Here is an 18,839-nt window from a genome sequence, read left to right as displayed (position 1 = left end):
AAGGGCACACCAGATTTTAACAGTAAAGCAAAAAAAGAGAGGTCAGCGTGTGCTGACCTCTCTTAGCAACAGCAAACTAAGGCGCCGAATCGACCTCAGCCGGGAGATAATGTTTTGGCTCCAGTTTTAACCATTCAGGCAAAACAGTCCCAATCGAAATCGATGACCATGTACCGGAAATAATACCGATAAACATTGCGGTCGCGAAACCTTCCAAGGGTGCCCCGCCCATTAACCAGAGCGCGGCAACGGTGATCAGCGTGGTTCCTGAGGTCACCATGGTACGTGAAAACGTCGCAATCACCGCCTGATCATTGATATCCGGCGTCGGCGTTTGCTGTTTCGCCACCAGCATTTCGCGAATCCGGTCTGCAATAATGATCGAATCATTAAGCGAATAACCCAGAATTGCCAGCACTGCAGCAAATACCGTGAGGTTAAATTCCATCTGGGTCAGCGCAAAAAAGCCCAACACCAGGACGACGTCGTGCATCAGCGCCAGCAAGGCCCCGCTGGCCAGCCGCCACTCAAAACGGAAACAGAGGTAACCCAAAATACACAGGATGCACACCAGCAGTGCTAATCCTCCCTGCTCAACCAGATCCTGTCCGACCTGAGATCCCACCATGCTGTTGCTGATGATCTCCACCTGGCCGGACACCTGATGCAGCAACTGCTCAACATCGGGGACTGTCTGTCCTGCTTCTCCCCCTTGTTCTGGCAATGCGTAGCGAATTACCCAGCGCCCGTCAGCCCCGGACTTTGTCACTGAGGTAGAATCACCCAGCGCCGGTTTCAGCACATCCAGCAATTGATGGCTGGTGACCGATCGGCTGATCGCCGTCTCGGTCACCATGCCGCCGGTAAAATCCAGCCCCATGTTCAGACCTCTGATGGCAAAAGCTGCCAGCGAAATCACCATCAGCGCGATAGACACAATACTGGTGATGTAACGGATATTCCGAATCCGGGATTTCAAATAACCAGCCATCTTTACACCCTCACATCACGACGATTGTCGCGGCCCCAAATCAGATTAATCAATGCCCGTGAAGCAAACACGCCGGTAAACATGCTGGTCAGCAGTCCCAGCCCTAATGTCAAAGCAAAGCCCTGAATAGGCCCGTTTCCGATGGAGTACAGAATCAGTGCGGTAATCATAGTCGTGATGTTGGCATCCAGTATCGTACTGAATGCACTGCTAAACCCCAGGTCTATGGCCTGAGCTAAGCTTCGGCCTTCTGCCAGTTTGTCTTTGATTCTCTCGAAGATCAGCACGTTAGTATCCACCGCCATACCCACCGTCAGCACCAGTCCGGCGATCCCCGGCAGAGTCAGCACAGCACCCGGCAGCAATGCAATGAGGCCCAGCAGACACATCATGTTTGCCATCAGCGCGACATTGGCCACCCAGCCAAGCCGGCGATACCACAAGGCCATGAAGGTCAGCGTCAGCGCCATACCCAGTGCCAGTGCGGAAAAGCCGTTTTCTATATTTTCCGCACCCAGCGATGCGCCTATAGTGCGTTCTTCGACGATAGTCACCGGCGCCGTCAGCGATCCAGCACGTAACAGCAAAGCAAGTTGCTGCGCTTCATCCGGGGAACCCGCTCCGGTAATACGGAACTGGTTACCCAACTGCGACTGAATGGTAGCAACACTGATAACGCGCTCGCTGCGCTCGGTATCACCCCTGGCATTGGTTTTGTATTCACGGTAGACGGTCGCCATCGGCTTACCGATATGTTTGCCCGAGAAATCGCTCATGATCTTGCCGCCGGCATGATCAAGCGAAATATTCACTTCCGAGAACCCTACCTGATCCATACCTGCCCGCGCATTCACAATATGTTCGCCGCTCAGTACCGGACGTTTATTCAGAATCACAGTGCGGCCACTGTTATCTTTCAGTCTGATCACATCACCGGAACCTGCTTCGAAATCCGATCTCACTTCATAAAATGCCAGACTGGCGGTGGCACCAATAACATTTTTAGCCTGTGACGGGTCTTGCACACCAGGCAGCTCAATGCGAATACTGTGCTCGCCCTGACGCTGAACCAGTGCTTCGGTAATGCCCAGCTCTTCAATACGATCACGCATGATCTTCAGGTTCTGCTGCAGCGTCGCCGACTGGAAATCAAGCTTGTTTTGTTTGGTCGGCATTACGGTCAGGCTGTCTGAACCCCGCTTGACATCCCAACCCGGATAATGCTTTTTCACATACTGGCTGATCTGGTTCAGCACCGTGGCGTCTGTTGTCTCTGCTTTGGTATCAACGCTGAAACCATCCGTATCGTGCTGTTTGATGCGTACCCCGCGCAGATGCTCACTGCGCAGCATCTCTGTCACATCATCCATTATCGCAGCGCGCTGTTCCTGAAACGCAGTATCAAGGTCGACATTAAGCAGGAACTGCACGCCACCGCGTAAGTCCAGACCCAGCTGAATCGGGCTGAAGCCCATTTTTCCGAACCACTCAGGTGCCACGGAGACGTATGAATAGGTGATGTTATCACCTTCTTTCACCCGCTTATCCAGCGCTTCACGTGCCTTAGACTGATCAGATTCGTTATCAAAAACGATGACCATCTGATTGTTTTGCTGCTTAATTTCCTGTGCCTCAATGCCCTGCTGTTTCAGGTATCGGTTCACGCTGGCTACATGATTCAGCTCACTTCCGGCGCTGGCCGACTGGATCTGAATAGACGGCTGCTCGCCGTACCAGGTCGGAATGGCACTGAATGTCAGCATCACAACGGTTACCGCCAGCACCACATATTTCCAGGCAGCGTAATGATTCAGCACCCGTACTGATGCTCTGGTATGATTTTTCTTCATCAATATCCCCTCAGCAATGTGCCGAGTTAAAAAACAAGAAATGTGACGATGTCACTAATTTGAAAGGGACTATCAGCTGAAGTAATGGCTGTTCAGTGCCACATACATGGCGTTGGTTTCTTTCCAGCCGGAAAGACGATAAGAAGGGCGAAAATCCTGATAAGCCAGGTATCTGGGTGACTGAGCTAAACGCTGCAACAGACGGGCGTCGCTGACCGGATACCAAGGCGGAGCCAGATCAAGACGATCCGAGTCACCGTCATGAACATTGTATCGCTGCGAGATGTGCCAGCGGACAGAATGAAGAATGGCGACCGCAGAGCCAGAATGCTGTGATTGAGTTGCCGGTGCTGAATCAGAGGATTTGTTTTGACGGGAAGTCGGTTCGCTGAGAATGGCATCGATCAGACGGGATTCTGCAACGACTAAGCGCTTAGCCGTCGCTTCAGTGTCTTGACCATCCAGACACGACATCGCCTGCGCAGAGAAGAACAGCGCAAAAAACGATAACCAGAACACGCGAATAATATGCCAGGACATAAAATGCCAACTCAATAATCAACACCGCACTATAAGTCCGAGTGTGACCGCGCTCAAGTAAAATGTTGGCAACACGGGTTAGTTCGATAACTGGTTCAGCATTCTGGTCACGCTGCTAAGTTTTCACCGTCCACTCAGTCTGTTCGCTTTTCCTGATTCATGATTCGCAGTGTGTCCTGTAGCGCCCATAACAGAGTCGAGGTGGAGACACCCACCATGACAATCCCGTTTAACGATTCAATCGGCCCTAATAAACGCCAGCGGTCGGACATCACAATATCGCCATATCCCAAGGTGGCGAAGTTCACACAAGAAAAATAATAAGCCGTTGCAAAATCAGTGAACTCATCTAATCCGTAAAACAGCCAGGCCCAAACACCAATCTGTACGAGGTTGCCTATGAGCAAAAGCGTCATCACACTCATCAGCAAGAGCAAACGCGACCCCAACCGCGGGCTCTCTACCCAGACATGATGACTGACATAAAAAGATAACGACACAACCAGCAGTAAACTCTGGAACATCAGGCAGAGAAGCATGACACTGATACCCAGAATAATGTTGATCAACATGCTATCCCTCCATCTGATGGACCCCCGTCAGTTACACCTGTGCTAACGATACAGAAAACGCTGATCACCTTACGATATCGGAAAGCAATCAACTTCGCCTGCTGCCAAACCGCTTACTCAGCGGCACAGCGCTGAGTCCGTGTACATAAACGCTGATTGCCACCGTCAACACAATCACTGACATGATCTGCTCATACCCGTTGAAACCAATCGCAGCCAGAGCCATTAGCACATACAGCACCGACGCAATTCCTCTTGGGCCAAACCAGCCAATAAACCAGATGGACGGCCAGTCAAGCTTTGCCCCAAGCAGAGAAACCGCAACAGGAAGCATGCGTAAAACAGTCAGGCTAGCCAGTGCATACACAAGCTCTGTCCACCCCCAGTAAGAAACGGCATCAGGCACCATTGCCAAACCAAAGATCAGAAATATCACCAGGACAAGCTGCAAACCTTCGGTTTCTGCAAATTCCTGCATCTGATGCCGGATTTCAACAGAAATTGTGCCAAGACGCAGCCCGACTCCCCCGCAAAATGCAGCAATAAAGCCGTTCCCACCGGTGCTCTCAGCAAATGCGTACGCCAGAATAGCCATAGGTAATGCCGACAAACGTAAAAAGCCTTCATCCATCCAGTCATGACGAGCTGCATGCTCTATCAGCTTCGCGCCAAGATAACCGACGGCCAGACCCACAACAGGACCCAGAGTCACTTGCATGAACAGAAAATGTAACCACTCCGATCCTTCGCCTTTTGCTTCTGCGCTCAGGATAGCCAGACAAAACAGTATCGGCGGTAACGCGATACCATCATTGAGTCCACTTTCCACACTGATTGACTGTCTGACGTGATTCGGCACTTCTTTACTTTTAACCACAGCCTGTCCCAAAGCCGCATCAGTAGGTGACAAAATCAGCGCCATCAGTGTGATTGCCCAGATATTGTTGCCGTCAAACATCCACACACCGAGTACCGTGCCAAATAGCATCGTCAGAGGTAATCCAATCAGAAGTAAACGCGCGGGAACTCTGGACGATGAATGCGAAAGCGTTTTCAAATCAATGAGTGATGCATCAGTGAACAGTACAATTGTCAGTGCAAGTTCAGCAATCAGTGTGACCGCTTCCAGCTCTGGTGCCACGCTAAAGAGGTTCAATGCCAATGGGCTTGCAAGAATACCGATACTCATGAATACCATGGGACCGGTCAGCCAATTGCGTTCCGCCAGCTTTGAAAATAAGCCAAATGCAAACAGTAATAACGCAAAGAAAATAAGCAATTCATGGTGTTGCATTCATCCTCCCCTTCTATTGCATGAAGGCACACGCGAACAGGTTTGAGTTAAATTGTAACCAGAGTTGTAGCATTCAGTATTGCGCACTGCCTGTCATTCAGCCTTAATATGGTATGGCAGCTATTCGACAATAACTCAACAGAACGATAAGATTTCCCAAGGCTGTTTCGTTTCAATTCACTAAAGATTCGCAGCCATGAGATCAATTGAATCATTGACATCAGACAAACCACTCGCGCCATCCACCTACCACGTCCAGTCGTTATAGTGTTAAGATCACTGCAATTCATTGTGACTTTGAGGGTTGTTTTCTGAGCAGGTGAACCACCATCAGAAACATCAGTTTTTTGAGGTGTGCCTTACCCGATATTGAAAAGCGCTTTCAAACTCAAAGCACTACCATTACAAGTAAAAGGTTTATTTTTCAAATGTCTAGCACAACTATCCAATGGTTTCCGGGCCATATGCACAAAGCCCGTAAAGAAATTGAAGAAGCCATTCCAAAAGTCGACGTCATTATTGAAGTGCTTGATGCCCGCATCCCCTTCAGCAGCGAAAACCCGCTGATTGCATCTTTGCGCGGCGATAAACCGGTTATTAAGGTGCTTAACAAACGCGATCTTGCCGATCCGGAAATGACAGAGCTGTGGATTGCGCATCTGGAGAAAGAGCACAATGTGAAAGCCATGGCGATCACCACAGAAAACCAGAATGAAGTTCACAAGATTCTGGAGCTGTGCCGTAAGCTGGCGCCCAACCGTGAAGAAATGGGCAAAAACATTCGCACCATGATCATGGGTATTCCCAATGTCGGCAAATCGACCATCATCAATACCCTCGCGGGCCGATCAGTTGCCATTACAGGCAACCAGCCAGCCGTTACCCGTCAGCAACAGCGCATTAATCTGCAAAACGGCATTGTACTGTCTGACACTCCGGGTATTTTGTGGCCGAAAGTAGAAAACCCGCACAGTGGTTTCCGTCTGGCCGCTACCGGTGCCGTAAAAGATACCGCCATGGACTATATTGATGTGGCTTTCTTTACGGTGGAATATTTAAAAGACGCCTACCCGAGCCTTTTGCAGAAGCGTTACGAGCTGGAAGATGAATTACCGGAATCTGAAATTGAGCTGATGGAAGCCATTGGCCGTAAACGTGGCTGCTTGCGTTCAGGCGGCAAAGTAGATTTACACAAAGCGTCCGAGATTCTGATCAATGAGCTGCGCAATGGCACACTGGGACAAATCACCATGGAACGGCCTGAAATGATCACTCAGGAGTTGATTGATGTCGCTCTGGATAATGAACGTAAAGCGGCCGATAAAGCCAAGAACAAAGAAGAAAGACGCAAACGCTATCTGAGAAACAAGCGATAAACGCCGCATAAAAAAAGGTGCTGTTCCCCCGCTACGCGGAACAGCACCACAGTCAATCATCGACAAAATGTACCTACACTCAGTAGTCTGCAGTGGCATGGAGATCGCTTGTAATCAATGACCTGCAAGATTACAAGTTTTCACCACCACAGCCTGATCATAAGAAAGCATACATCGTGCCAACTTTTTAATTCATTGATTTTAAATAGATTATTATAATCCCTTCCGCTTACTAACCAAAAACAACCATAAAAATTTGCACTGAATAAGTGAATCTTTGCACCAAAAAGAACTACCAGGCTTCTTTTCACGAGACTAATGCTGACAATTAGGCAAAAAAGAAATTATTTTATGCTGCCAGCCTTTTCCTGGTTAAAAATCAACCACAACTATTTGATAGACAACAAATATTTACACATCTAAATAATTGGCTAAATTCTATTTTTAATACCAATAACCTATTGAAAAATAATAAACAAAACTAAAATTAACACTAATTTAACCTTATTAAACACTAACAGCTCTAAATAGCTATTTTTCCATATAATATGTGTGAGAAAAACCGGCTCTGGATATTACTTTTTCTCATTTTACCTTCATCGTTTTTCAGTCCATATTCTGCGCCATATACACAGGCATCGCCTGTAACGTCTTTGCGCAGGTCCACCCAAAGCTGTAGACCCAAACAGCTCCCCTGCAAGGCCTGCACCCTTTAATTTGGAGATTAGTGTAGTGAGTCATATCACTGCTACGCGTCAGTCCGGCGGTATTTTTGTACCGGTTGCCGGCCTGGCGATTTTTGCTATTGCATCAGGTTATCTAATGAGCCTGATCCCACTGACGTTAAGTTTTTTTGCTTTGCCTGCTTCTCTGGCCAGTTGGCTGGCCAGTACGTTTTATTTAGGATTGCTGATTGGCGCATTGCTGGTCGAAAAAGTGGTGGCTCGTGCCGGGCACAGAATTGCCTTTATCAGTTTTCTGGCACTGCTGGCAGTCACTATTGTCATTATGCCGATAGTGCCTGAACAGCTGACCTGGCTGATGGCACGCTTTGTGGCCGGTATCGCTGTGGCAGGCATCTTTGTGGTCGTTGAATCCTGGCTTCTGATTGGCGATAACAAAAAAGAGCGCGCCAAACGCCTGGGTTTATACATGACAGCCTTGTACGGCGGCGGCACTCTGGGGCAGTTTGGCATTGGCTTCATTGGTGTGGAAGGATTGCTGCCCTTTGTCAGTATTCTGGGTTTGATCGCCCTGGCGGCAATTCCCGCGCTGGCATGCAAGCAGTCGCAACCGGCTTGCGAACAACACATCAGCCTGTCTGCCCGCCAGATTTTTGCATTGAGCAAACCTGCGGTACTGGGTTGTTTCGTCTCAGGTATTGTCATGAGCTCGGTATATGGTCTTTTGCCCATTTCGCTGCAGATGCAAAACCTGACAGCAGAGCAAATCGGTGGCTTAATGGCTTCGACCGTTCTGGGTGGCATGGCCATTCAACCTGTTGTCAGCGCGTTATCCTGTAAGATGAGCAAAACCCTGCTGATGGCAGCGGCCTGTCTGTTAGGTATTTTTGCAACCGGACTGATGAGCCTTATTCCCGGTTACAGTATTATGGTGGTGGGTTTGGCGCTATTGGGTATGTCTTCTTTTGCTCTGTACCCGATTGCAATCTCACTGGCATGTGATGAGCTGGATTCATCAGTGATAGTTTCAGCAACACAGATCATGCTCTTCAGCTACAGCTTCGGTTCTGTTGCCGGTCCGTTGGTCGCCGGTACCTTTTTGGAACAAGAGCATGGACTGAACAACTTCTTCTTTGTTGCTTTGGCCAGCACGGCGGTTTATATGTTGATTGTCAGTCTGAAGCAGAAACCACAGATTGTAGCGGGTTGACAGGAAGTTTTCGGGATACAAAAATTTCTGGCTATAAAAAAGAGCGGGCGCAACTTTCGTTGCGCCCTTAGGTCTTACTTGCAGCAATCCAGCTACTAATGTGCTCCCTGCATCATTCCTTGATATTGCTGTATCCTTCAGCGTTTCCCTAAAACTCCGTCCCGGAGGTGTTCCACTTGGTCTTACCCTGACCCATTGCAACGTCCTGTTACAACTCTCTTCTCCGTCCTGGAGGTGTCCCTTACTTCTTCCCGAAGTGGTCCTTGTGTCATCCTGACCAGTAAGCATCCTACCTACTGAATCGAATCCATCCGATTGTTCCCTTCACAGTCCTTGTCGATACACCTTCCTGATGTACCTGTCTCATCCTGAGACTGCCAAAATCCGTGGCCTGTTCCTGTTCCGTTCCGTCAGTTCCTTCCGACTCGGTACAGATTACTCGATTCAGGATTCTGCGCAACGAACGGAGATCACACTTTGCATGTCAATTAAAGTAACAACGCAGTAATTAAACCTATCAGATTGAATGATAAAGATTAATTTATTTCCCATGAGAATTAACAGCAATGAAATAAACGTAATCTCCCACATCCTTGTGAGATATCTCTTACAAGAAGCAAGGACGATATCCCAAGGCATGCCATTATCTTGCTGCTTGGCAGAAAACACTTTGCTTATTTCACTAACATTGCAGCACCAAAAACACCTGCGCTGTCCCCTAAAATCGGTTTCACAACAGGGGTTTTTAATACGGAATTAAATAAGTGCGGCATTATCGCCTGCCTGCCCTCATCGTATAACTTATCGATATTGCCAACACCACCGCCGACGATAATCACATCAGGATCCAGAATATTAATCACCTGTGCAACTGCAAGGCCAAAATAATGAATTAATCGCTCCTCCACATACCTTGCATCAACATCGCCCTGCTGAGCCCGTCGCATAATCTCGCTCAAAGATAAGTGCTCGCTGGTTCTGGCATGATAAACCTGCTCCAAACCTGGCCCGGATATCACGGTTTCGAGGCAGCCGTATTTTCCGCAATAACAGGCTAGCCCTTCTGGCTCGATAACATTATGTCCCCACTCACCGGCTATGCCGTGCAAGCCATTAATAACTTTGCCGTTAACGACAATCCCAGCTCCCACACCAGTACCCATGATGATACCAAAAACAACGTTAGCATCAGGGCTCACTTGCTGAACCACACCTAATTGTGTTTCTGCAAGCACAAGGCAGTTCGCATCGTTAGCCAGCCTGACTTTCACGTTCAATAACTGAGCCAGGTCAGCATCCAGAGGCTGACCATTTAACGCCGTGGAATTACAGTTTTTCATTACGCCTGTAGCAGGATCCAACGCACCCGGCGTACCAAAACCCATCGCATTCGGGTAACAGCCAAGCTGCTCCGCACAGCTATCCACCAGCAACTTTATTCGTTGCAGAAGATGTGCATAGCCTTTCTCTGCCTGACTGGGAATGCGCTCGCGAAGTACGCAGCGATCCTCTGAGCGTGCCATCACCGCGCACTCCACTTTTGTGCCTCCCAGATCTATGCCCCAATAATACTGATCCATTAAAAATCGTCCTTTTCCACGCCTGAGATAAAATCGACCATAATTAGAATACCCCTTCCATGACCTGATGACTGCAGGAGGTTGGTACTATGTTTTTGAAAGAAGCGAAAACCGGGGATCTGGTTGATGTGGTAGACATGGCCTCACTCACCAACCCCTTTAAGCGCCATGTCACTGTACAGTTTCAGTCCGGTGAAGATCTGGCTGATCCTGTCTCAATGGACAAACAGCACCTGGCTTTCCCGTCAGGTGAAGGGTTGCCCGAGTGCTGGATGAACGGGTATTACCGATTACAGCAACGCTAAAGGCTGCTGCGCTCCCCGGAATACAAAGTCATAGCTGACACACGCTGAGCGATCTGAGTGGTAAGCCGATTTACTGCTTCCGACAAGGCATCCACCTGTGCACTGTACCCCGGCTCTTTTAAAGGAACCTGAAAACTAAATGGCTGCACAGTTTTCAGGTCTCCGCTTTGTCCTGTCAAAATCCATTCACCACTGAAATACGCCGAACCGCTGAAATGGCCATTAAAGGCGTTTACCCTGACTTGCAGTTTAGGCACATTGGCCGTTTTTATCGCTGCCGATAACTCTGTCGGCCAGTAGCGTGACTGCTTCAGACGCAGATCACCGTTAATGCGCCGCGTGAGCTGGCGGGTAATATCTTCTGCCCACAGATTTTGCTGCGCCTGAACCACAGCCGTGTGACTAGTTTGATAAACTAGCCCTGTACCCGTCAAATGCAGCGCCATCTCAACCGGTGATATCACTAATATTGGCTGTTGTGTGACTAACGCCGGCACCGATTGCTCAGACGACTGAGGCAATAAATACGTCGTGATGTCCGATTCTTCGGGCTGACTGCTGCAACCTGTCAATACCAACCCAGCCAGCCAAACGGCAGACAGTAAACAGTGACGAAATTTCATTATTCTACTCCTGCTGCGGGTATCGGATCTTTACCTTTACTGTCTGAAAAAATCAGCGAGTTAGGTTTGTCGTTCACTTGTCTTAGTACCGGTTGCAACTCTTTCATCACCTGCTCAAACCGTATCAGCACCTGTTCGAGATTCCGGTAAGTAGCACCATCAGAACCGTAACTGTTTAACGTCGCCTGAATCTGAGCCAGGCTGTTTCGCAGTTCCGCTGGTATGGCTTTTGTATCCTGCTGTGCAAGCAACACATTCACACTTTTTGCAGCCTGCTCGGCGGCTTTCAAAGTACGCTCTGTCGCGGCCAGCGTCTGATTCAGCCCCTTCAGAGTGCTTTCCACGGGTAAGTTATTTAGCTTATCGAGTAACAAAGCGACCTGCTTCTGAATCTCTGCAAACCCGCCGGCTTTGGTGGGAAAAACATCATATTCCTGGTAGGTCAGCAGCCTGGGATCCGGCTCTTCCGGGTAAAACTCGACATCCACCATTAATTGCCCGGTTAAGAAATTAGCGGTTTTCAATGAAGCACGTAAGCCTTCCCGAAACTGATGACTGAGATCTTCTTGTAATGCCTGCAGGTTTTCAGTCCCTACATACTCCTGCACTCGCGCGAGTTCTAATCTGGCAAGTACCGGAATTTGCTGATTGGAAAAGCCGCGAGTTTGGTTGGGCAAGCGTAAGGGCACTTTAGACACAGTACCAATGCGGATTCCGCGATATTCAATTGGCGCCCCTTCACTCAAACCACGTACCGATTCGTCGAACAGCAACACATATTCCAGGTACTGATCGTAATAACGCTCCCGCACTTCATTCTGATTGTTGTAAAGCCGGAACCGGCTGAGCTGTTTGGTGATAAGTTCGCCAGGATCGGCGCCTTGCTGAATATTAAAACTCACGCCTCCAGTGATGAGAGATTCCACCGAACCGATTTTGAGATTAAAGCCCTCTGCCGACATGTTCAGCTCCACACCGGATGTTAACCAGAATCGGGTGCGCTTTCGAATCAGACCGTCATAAGGTTCAAAGATAAATAGCTGATAATTCGCTTTTTTAGACTGAGTATCAAAGCTGACCTGCTCCACCCGACCGACAGTAAACCCTTCGTAAAGAACAGGATCACCAACGCTTAGCTTTCCTGCCTCATTATGGGTCAGGATCAGACGTAAGCCTTTCGCATCCAACGGTGCTACCGGAGGAATATCCAGGACAGTAAATGTTCGCTGTTCATCACTCTTCACACCGGGCTGCAATTCAATATACGCACCGGATAATAAGGTTTCTAACCCGGAGATCCCTTCCTTACCGATACGTGGTTTCACCACCCAAAACCGCGTGTCGGTTCTCAACATTCTGGCGGCGTCTTTGTCCATCTGGGCGGTCGCTAAAATTGAATTGTAATCATCACTGAGTTTTACATTGGTAATGACACCCACTTTGACATTCAAAGCTTTGATTTCAGTTTTACCCACTTCGAGACCTTCTGCGGTATTGAGCTTAAGTGTTACTTCAGGGCCCTTACTGGCCAGAAACTGTATCAGCATCCAAAAGCCAATCAATACAGCAACAATCGGGACCAGCCAGATCAGTGATAGCTGTCGAATCTGACTGACTTCAGCTTTTGGCGGCGTTTGATCGCTCATGAATGGGGTTCCTTATGAATAATGGTCGTATTCGCACCTTGTACCGGCTTGGTGGACTGAACTGTTTTTTCTCCTGGCAGCAGGTTTTGCCAGAAAACACGCGGGTCAAATACCATCGCCGCTAACATGGTTAGTATGACAACCGAGGCAAAAGACAGCGCTGCCGGTCCCGGATAAATCGCCATCAAATTCTGTAACTGCACCAAAGCAACAAGAAGCGCCACAACAAAAATATCAATCATCGACCACCGGCCGATAAACTCAGCCATCCTGTATAGCTTTAAACGCCGTATGGCTTTTCTTTCTTCATCGTCAATGTTTCGCGCTGCCGCAAAAAAGAGCCATCCAAGAGCAAAGATCTTCGCCAAAGGGATCACCACGCTGGCGATAAAGATCACCATGGCGATGGGATAGGACCCGTGATGCCAGAGCAGCACAACCCCACCAATAATGGTTGAGCCTTCTGATTTACCCAAACTTACCGTGTACATCATCGGATACAGATTTGCCGGGAATAAAAAGACAGCCGAAGCCAGTAATAACGCCCAGGCATATTGCAGGTTTTTAGCCGGGTGATAAGGGTGCAGCTTCCCACCACAGCGAATACACCTTTGCTGGTGCCCATCAGCAATAGGGTTTAGCTGCGCGCATGTATGGCAGGAGATATGGTTATGAGAATGGTGGCTGTCGCCAGCTTTTACATCCGGCAATGGCACCATAGGGGCAAACTGCAGCCAGAGCCAGGTTCTGTCAACCATGGCAACACATTTCACAACCAGCATGGTATAAAGACAAAATGCCCAGAATGACATGCCCAGTCCGACATCAGCCAGCGCAGCAATTTTGATCAGGCTGACCAGAATGCCTATCAGGAAAACATCCACCATCAGCCAGGGTTCGATACGAAGAGTCAGCCGGCACAAGCTTTTGACTCTGTGGCTGACACTGTCGCTATCAATCTTTCCATGTTCTGTACTTACCCAATAGAGGTATAAAACAGAAGTGATATAACAAGCCGGTAAAATGACAACAGTCATTAACAGTAACAAGCCTAATAAACTGTTCTCGAACTGAGCGAGCATCTGAGCAGAATGCATCAGGGTAATTTCTTGCTGAATACCTTGCACACTGAAGGACATAAAAGGAAAACTGACACTCAGTACCAGCATTACCAGGCAAGCGATACCATAGGCAAATGTCCGCTGCTGAGGATGTTTGATGGTTTTCATCAGCAAATGCCCGCAACGCGGACAACATGCACGCTGCCCCTGTTCTAACACAGGCAATGCAACCACCAAGCCGCATTCCTCACACCCAGTTATCCCTGCAGTTTGCTGCTCGTGATGCATGCCGTCCTTACCTCTTTGGGTAGTCATAAAACCAGTATAGATAGGGACGCTTTAAATGAGGGTATTTCTTAAGAGATAAAGCGTTCAAATACAGAGAGATGAATCTTGCAGACGAGTATTGTTGGGACAGGCACTTTAGCCTGCTGTCCTGGGCAGACACCAATGATTCAGACGAGTAAACAACGCTTGCGTTTCAACCATAAAAAAACCAGTGGCATGCCACTGGTTTTTGCAATGTCGATACTGTTATCAAACGATTAATTTGGGTTTGAAAACTCAATCGGCAGTGTTTGCTTCACATAATCACCAGGCGCTGGACCTATGGGCGGGAAGCTTTCATTACCGATATCACGGCCAGATACCTGCTCTTCAGAATTAAAGCCATTCAACCAGGTATTCCAGTGTTGCCACCATGATCCGTCGTGGTGGGTCGCCCCCGCTAACCAGGCTTCGGGATCAGATTCAGCGTTATCGTTGGTATAAAAACCATACTTGTTTTTGTCAGGATGATTAATAATACCTGCAATATGACCGGACTCACCCAGCACGAACACTGAATCACCCTTCAGTACTTTCGAGCCGCGATAAGTGCCCTGCCACAGAGCAATATGATCTTCCTGAGTAGAGATAAAGTAAGTCGGTACTTTGATCTTCGACAAATCAATATACACGCCACCTACTTTATACCCTTTAGGATCCATCAGTTTATTTTCCAGATAGAACTGACGTAACAGTGTACTGTGACACGCTTTGGCCACATTGGTGCTATCACCATTCCAGAACAGCAGATCAAAATCAATTGGGCTGTTACCTTTCAGGTAATTGTTGACGTAATAGTTCCAGTACAAGCTGTTTTCACGCAGCAGACTAAAGGTCACACTCAGTGAGCGACCGTCCATATAGCCTTTCAGCTCATTCTGGGCTTCAATGGCCGAAATGATCGGATCATTGATATAAGCGCCAATTTCACCCGGCTGAGAGAAATCGAGGATTGTGGTAAAGAAAGTGGCAGACTTCACACGGTTACGCATACGTTTCGCAGAGCTGTACGCTAGCGCTGACGCCAACAATGTACCGCCAATACAATAGCCTACGGTATGAATTTGATTTTCACCGCTAACACTTTCGACAACGTCCAATGCTTTTAGCGCACCTTCCAATACATAGGTATCGAAATCCACATCCTGCATTGTCGCATCAGGATTACGCCATGAAATCATAAAGACAGTATGTCCCTGCTCAACCAGCCAGCGAGCCATAGAGTTCTTTTCTCGCAGATCCATGATGTAATATTTGTTGATAAACGGCGGAACAATCAGTACAGGGGTCGCATTCACGGTTTCTGTCAGCGGTTTATACTGAATAAGTTCAAACAAGTCATTTTTGAAAATGACTTGTCCTGGCGTGTTGGCAATATTATCGCCCACCTGGAATGCATCGCCATTTGTCATGCGAATTTTCAGTACATCCGCACTGGACTGCATGTCTTCATGCAGCAGTTCCATCCCTTTAATCAGATTCTGACCATTGGTTTCAACCGTCAGTTTTGCCAGCTCAGGGTTGGTGGTAATAAAGTTGGTCGGCGATAGTGCGTTAATAGCCTGACGCGAAAAGAAGTTCAAACGTTCTTTCGCTTTATCGTCTAGACCTTCAATAGAATCAATGGTCTCTTTCATCTTATTGCTGAACAGCAAATAAGATTGCTTGATGCAGTTGTAAAAAGCTTCGTTTTGCCAGGCAGGATCGATAAATCGTTTATCATCATGCGCCGGAGTAACAACATCCTGATTGTCACCAGACATAGTGACGTTTTGCAAAATCTTCATTTGGCTTTCAAACCAATCCATCTGAATTTTTGCAATAACAGCAGGCTGCGCAGATGCATTTTCCAGCCAAGCCGTTGTGTCTTCCAGATTCAACTCACTCAGCGCTTTATTGAGCGGAGTATTAATGGCTGCCTTGCCGGAATCAAACTCCTTCCACCACGCTTGGTTCATTTCCTGGAGTTTAGCAAAGTAGTCCGTGAAAAAATTCGGGTTCATCGCAATGACCTCTGCTTTTGGACTAAAAATGCCGTCCGCAAGACGGGACGGCATTAAGACAGGAAAAGAACTTAAGCGGGTGTAACTTGCTTTACATTCTCTGCTACCAGCTCTTCCACTTCAGTTTTGAAGCCTTGAGCCAGTGCTGAAAACTTGTTGCTGTCATCAACCAGTTGTTTAGACAGGTTAGTCAGGTTTTCCAGCTGTTGGCTTTGGAAAGAAGTCAGTGACTGCAGATCCTTGATTTCACTGATTGCTTTGAGCTGAGACAGACCCAAATCGCTGTAAGCACGTACCGCTGCCAGTTGAAGCTCAGTCAGCTCTTCCACGTTCTTAGTGAACAGCTTGTTGAATTTCACATAAGGTGCCAGAGATTTTTCAGTTTGCTCAGAGAAAGATTTAAACATTTCCGTATACATAATATGTTTCCTTAATTTAAGTGCTATTTTCAGCGCCAGTGAATACTGACGCCAGTTAGTTAACGAGTCGTTTAGACACTTTTCAGTACGATAGCTGTACCCATACCGCCACCGACGCACAGTGTGGCAAGGCCATACTCTGTTCCACGGCGGCGCATCTCGTGCAGCAGACTGACAATAATACGGTTACCCGATGCACCCAGAGGGTGACCCAAGGCAATCGCACCACCATTAACATTGCTACGTTCGGCCAAATCTTCGACCTTGGTATTCAAGTTGTCAGCCAGCTCATGCAACACGCCCAATGCCTGACCGGCAAAGGCTTCGTTAAACTCAAACAGACCCACTGAATCAATGTTTAAATCGGCTTTCTCCAGGGCTTTCATTACCGCAGGTACAGGGCCAAGACCCATGACTTCTGGGGCAACACCCGCTTGCGCATAACTTTCGATTTCTGCCAGCGGTGTTAAGCCATATTTTTCTACGGCGGCAGCAGAAGCCACAATGATTGCACTCGCACCATCATTGAGACCGGATGCATTTCCTGCGGTTACTGAACCTTCAGGTTTGAATGCCGGGCGCAGTTTCTGCAAGCCTTCCAATGTTGCATCGGCTTTCGGATACTCATCTGTATCAACCGTTTTCGTCTCACGACGCACTTTCACTTCAACAGAAACGATTTCTTCTGCAAATTTGCCCTGTTCAATAGCAACGACTGCTTTTTGCTGGCTTGCCAGCGCAAAGTTGTCCTGTTGTTCACGGGTCAGACCCACTTTTTCAACGACATTTTCAGCCGTCACACCCATGTGATACTGATTAAACACATCGGTCAGACCGTCGTTAATCAGTAAATCAGTCAGTTGCATATTGCCCATTTTCTGTCCATCACGGATGGAAGCAGGTACGGTAAACGGAATCTGCGACATGTTTTCTGCACCAGCAGCCACCACCAACTCAGCATCACCGGCTTTAATGTGTGCAGCAGCGTCCATTACCGCCTTCATGCCACTACCACAGACCATGTTCAGGCTGTAGGCCGGAACCTGATCAGGAATACCTGCAAAAATTGCCGCCTGTCGTCCTGGTCCCATGCCCTGGCCTGCACCCACTACGTTACCTAAAATCAATTCGTCGATTTTAGCGGGGTCAACATTTGCCTGAGCGATGGCGCCTTTGATAGCAACAGCAGCGAGTTGCGCTGGCGAGACTGATTTCAGTGCGCCATTAAAGCTGCCGATTGGAGTACGTTTGGCTGCAACAATATAAACTTTGGTCATGTGTCGAGTATCCTTACTACTAAATTAGTGCATGTATAAGCCGCCATTTACCGAGAGGGTCTCTCCGGTAATATAGGCTGCAGCATCACTGGCCAGGAAGTTCACTGATGCTGATACTTCATTGGGTTGCGCCAGACGCTTCATTGGAATTTCAGCTTTAATCGCGTCCAGCACTTCTGGCTTAATTGCTTCAACCATAGGTGTACCCGTGTAACCTGGTGCAATCGCATTAACAGTAACACCGTAACGTGCGCCTTCTGCAGCCAGTGCTTTGGTGAAACCAATCATGCCAGCCTTAGCCGCCGAATAGTTTGCCTGGCCGAACTGCCCTTTCAGGCCGTTAACAGAGGAAATATTGATGATTCTGCCAAATCCGTTATCACACATTGAAGCAAACAAAGGATGAGTAACGTTAAACAGGCTATCCAGATTTGTGGACATCACCTCTTTCCATTGCTGGACAGTCATACGCTTAAACGTACTATCACGGGTAATCCCTGCATTGTTAACCAGCACATCAATCTTACCCTCTTCTTTTAAAAGAGTAGTCAGTGCCTCTTCACAATATGCAGCATCCGTAACATCCAGAGGGAATAAGCGAACTTGAGAATCGGAGTAGTTATTTTCAGCAAACCACTCTTTGGCTTTCTCTTCACCTGTTGGGAAATATGTGGCAATAACACGATAACCTGCATCTACTAAACCCTGAGTAATTGCAGAACCAATACCACCTTTAGCGCCAGTTACTAATGCTACCTTTGTCATTTACCAGACTCCTTTCCATCCGTTGCCAATACAAAAAACGCATCTCGTTGATGGTTGATTTTGTATTTTTTCTGAAGAGAACCTACTGCTGTACATCTGAACCAGACTTGTTCCCTGCACCACGATTACGCAGCGTATCCACTCCACAAGTCACTTGTGTGAAGTTTCCATTGCACAATCATTATAAGAACATAAGCACATATAGATATCAACACAGGGAATTCATGCTATTCATAAAATCCCTATATGGAATCAACTCAATTGAAATTAATCGATTACATAGTAAGTTCGATTTGTTAACGGAATATTTCAATGCA

Annotated in this window: 16 protein-coding genes; 3 read left to right on the top strand and 13 right to left on the bottom strand. The window is 47.8% G+C overall.

The annotated features are described in order from the left end of the window. Positions 1–76: 76 nt before the first annotated feature. The 5 genes from secF to Q4491_RS08480 all read right to left on the bottom strand — a co-directional run bounded on the left by secF (position 77) and on the right by Q4491_RS08480 (position 5,247). Positions 77–991, bottom strand: coding sequence for a protein translocase subunit SecF (gene secF / locus Q4491_RS08500; protein ID WP_192016843.1), 915 nt, complete (start codon positions 989–991; stop codon positions 77–79). A 2-nt stretch (positions 992–993) separates the two neighbouring features. Next, positions 994–2,841, bottom strand: a complete 1,848-nt coding sequence (secD, locus tag Q4491_RS08495; protein ID WP_303456446.1) for a protein translocase subunit SecD — start codon at positions 2,839–2,841, stop codon at positions 994–996. 72 nt (positions 2,842–2,913) lie between these two features. Beyond that, a complete protein-coding gene (locus Q4491_RS08490; RefSeq protein ID WP_303456443.1) occupies positions 2,914–3,381 on the bottom strand; it encodes a hypothetical protein in 468 nt (155 codons plus the stop codon). Between the two features lie 134 nt (positions 3,382–3,515). Next, positions 3,516–3,953: a potassium channel family protein gene (locus Q4491_RS08485; protein ID WP_192016840.1), complete on the bottom strand. Its 438-nt coding sequence runs from the start codon at positions 3,951–3,953 to the stop codon at positions 3,516–3,518. Positions 3,954–4,041: 88 nt separating this feature from the next. After that, complete coding sequence (locus Q4491_RS08480) at positions 4,042–5,247, bottom strand: sodium:proton antiporter (RefSeq protein WP_192016839.1); 1,206 nt, start codon at positions 5,245–5,247, stop codon at positions 4,042–4,044. Between the two features lie 428 nt (positions 5,248–5,675). Here Q4491_RS08480 and ylqF point away from each other — a divergent pair, with 428 nt between their 5' ends. Together ylqF and Q4491_RS08470 are read left to right on the top strand one after the other, a co-directional pair. Further along, positions 5,676–6,623: a ribosome biogenesis GTPase YlqF gene (ylqF, locus tag Q4491_RS08475; protein WP_036758562.1), complete on the top strand. Its 948-nt coding sequence runs from the start codon at positions 5,676–5,678 to the stop codon at positions 6,621–6,623. A 732-nt stretch (positions 6,624–7,355) separates the two neighbouring features. Then, positions 7,356–8,516 (top strand): MFS transporter, encoded by a 1,161-nt coding sequence (locus Q4491_RS08470; RefSeq protein WP_192016837.1) that lies wholly within the window; start codon positions 7,356–7,358, stop codon positions 8,514–8,516. 674 nt (positions 8,517–9,190) lie between these two features. Here Q4491_RS08470 and Q4491_RS08465 read toward each other — a convergent pair. Further along, a complete protein-coding gene (locus Q4491_RS08465) occupies positions 9,191–10,096 on the bottom strand; it encodes an ROK family protein (protein WP_303456431.1) in 906 nt (301 codons plus the stop codon). An 89-nt stretch (positions 10,097–10,185) separates the two neighbouring features. On the opposite strand from Q4491_RS08465, the gene Q4491_RS08460 reads away from it, so the two are divergent. After that, a complete protein-coding gene (locus Q4491_RS08460; protein WP_120512904.1) occupies positions 10,186–10,401 on the top strand; it encodes an acetyltransferase in 216 nt (71 codons plus the stop codon). On the opposite strand, the gene Q4491_RS08455 is transcribed toward Q4491_RS08460, so the two are convergent. The 7 genes from Q4491_RS08455 to Q4491_RS08425 all read right to left on the bottom strand — a co-directional run bounded on the left by Q4491_RS08455 (position 10,398) and on the right by Q4491_RS08425 (position 18,522). Further along, entirely contained in the window at positions 10,398–11,024 is a 627-nt protein-coding gene (locus Q4491_RS08455; RefSeq protein WP_218385360.1) for a membrane integrity-associated transporter subunit PqiC, read from the bottom strand. The genes Q4491_RS08460 and Q4491_RS08455 overlap by 4 nt on opposite strands. Beyond that, complete coding sequence (gene pqiB, locus Q4491_RS08450) at positions 11,024–12,670, bottom strand: intermembrane transport protein PqiB (RefSeq protein WP_192016834.1); 1,647 nt, start codon at positions 12,668–12,670, stop codon at positions 11,024–11,026. Before pqiB ends, Q4491_RS08455 begins: the two co-directional genes overlap by 1 nt. Then, the gene (locus tag Q4491_RS08445; RefSeq protein ID WP_303456669.1) at positions 12,667–14,019 is read right to left on the bottom strand and encodes a paraquat-inducible protein A; all 1,353 of its coding nucleotides are present in this window, start codon (positions 14,017–14,019) and stop codon (positions 12,667–12,669) included. The genes pqiB and Q4491_RS08445 overlap by 4 nt, the downstream gene beginning before the upstream one ends. Before the next feature lie 257 nt (positions 14,020–14,276). After that, positions 14,277–16,061, bottom strand: coding sequence for a class I poly(R)-hydroxyalkanoic acid synthase (gene phaC, locus Q4491_RS08440; protein ID WP_192016833.1), 1,785 nt, complete (start codon positions 16,059–16,061; stop codon positions 14,277–14,279). Positions 16,062–16,132: 71 nt separating this feature from the next. Continuing rightward, a complete protein-coding gene (locus Q4491_RS08435) occupies positions 16,133–16,480 on the bottom strand; it encodes a phasin family protein (protein WP_046220227.1) in 348 nt (115 codons plus the stop codon). Between the two features lie 71 nt (positions 16,481–16,551). Further along, positions 16,552–17,757 (bottom strand): acetyl-CoA C-acetyltransferase, encoded by a 1,206-nt coding sequence (locus Q4491_RS08430; protein WP_303456415.1) that lies wholly within the window; start codon positions 17,755–17,757, stop codon positions 16,552–16,554. A gap of 24 nt (positions 17,758–17,781) precedes the next feature. Then, positions 17,782–18,522, bottom strand: coding sequence for an SDR family oxidoreductase (locus Q4491_RS08425; protein WP_192016831.1), 741 nt, complete (start codon positions 18,520–18,522; stop codon positions 17,782–17,784). Positions 18,523–18,839 lie beyond the last annotated feature (317 nt).

Source organism: Photobacterium sp. 2_MG-2023, assembly GCF_030547675.1.
Classification (GTDB): Bacteria; Pseudomonadota; Gammaproteobacteria; order Enterobacterales; family Vibrionaceae; genus Photobacterium; species Photobacterium arenosum.
The sequence above is the reverse complement of the archived record's forward strand: the minus strand, read 5'-3'. Positions and strand labels throughout refer to the sequence as shown.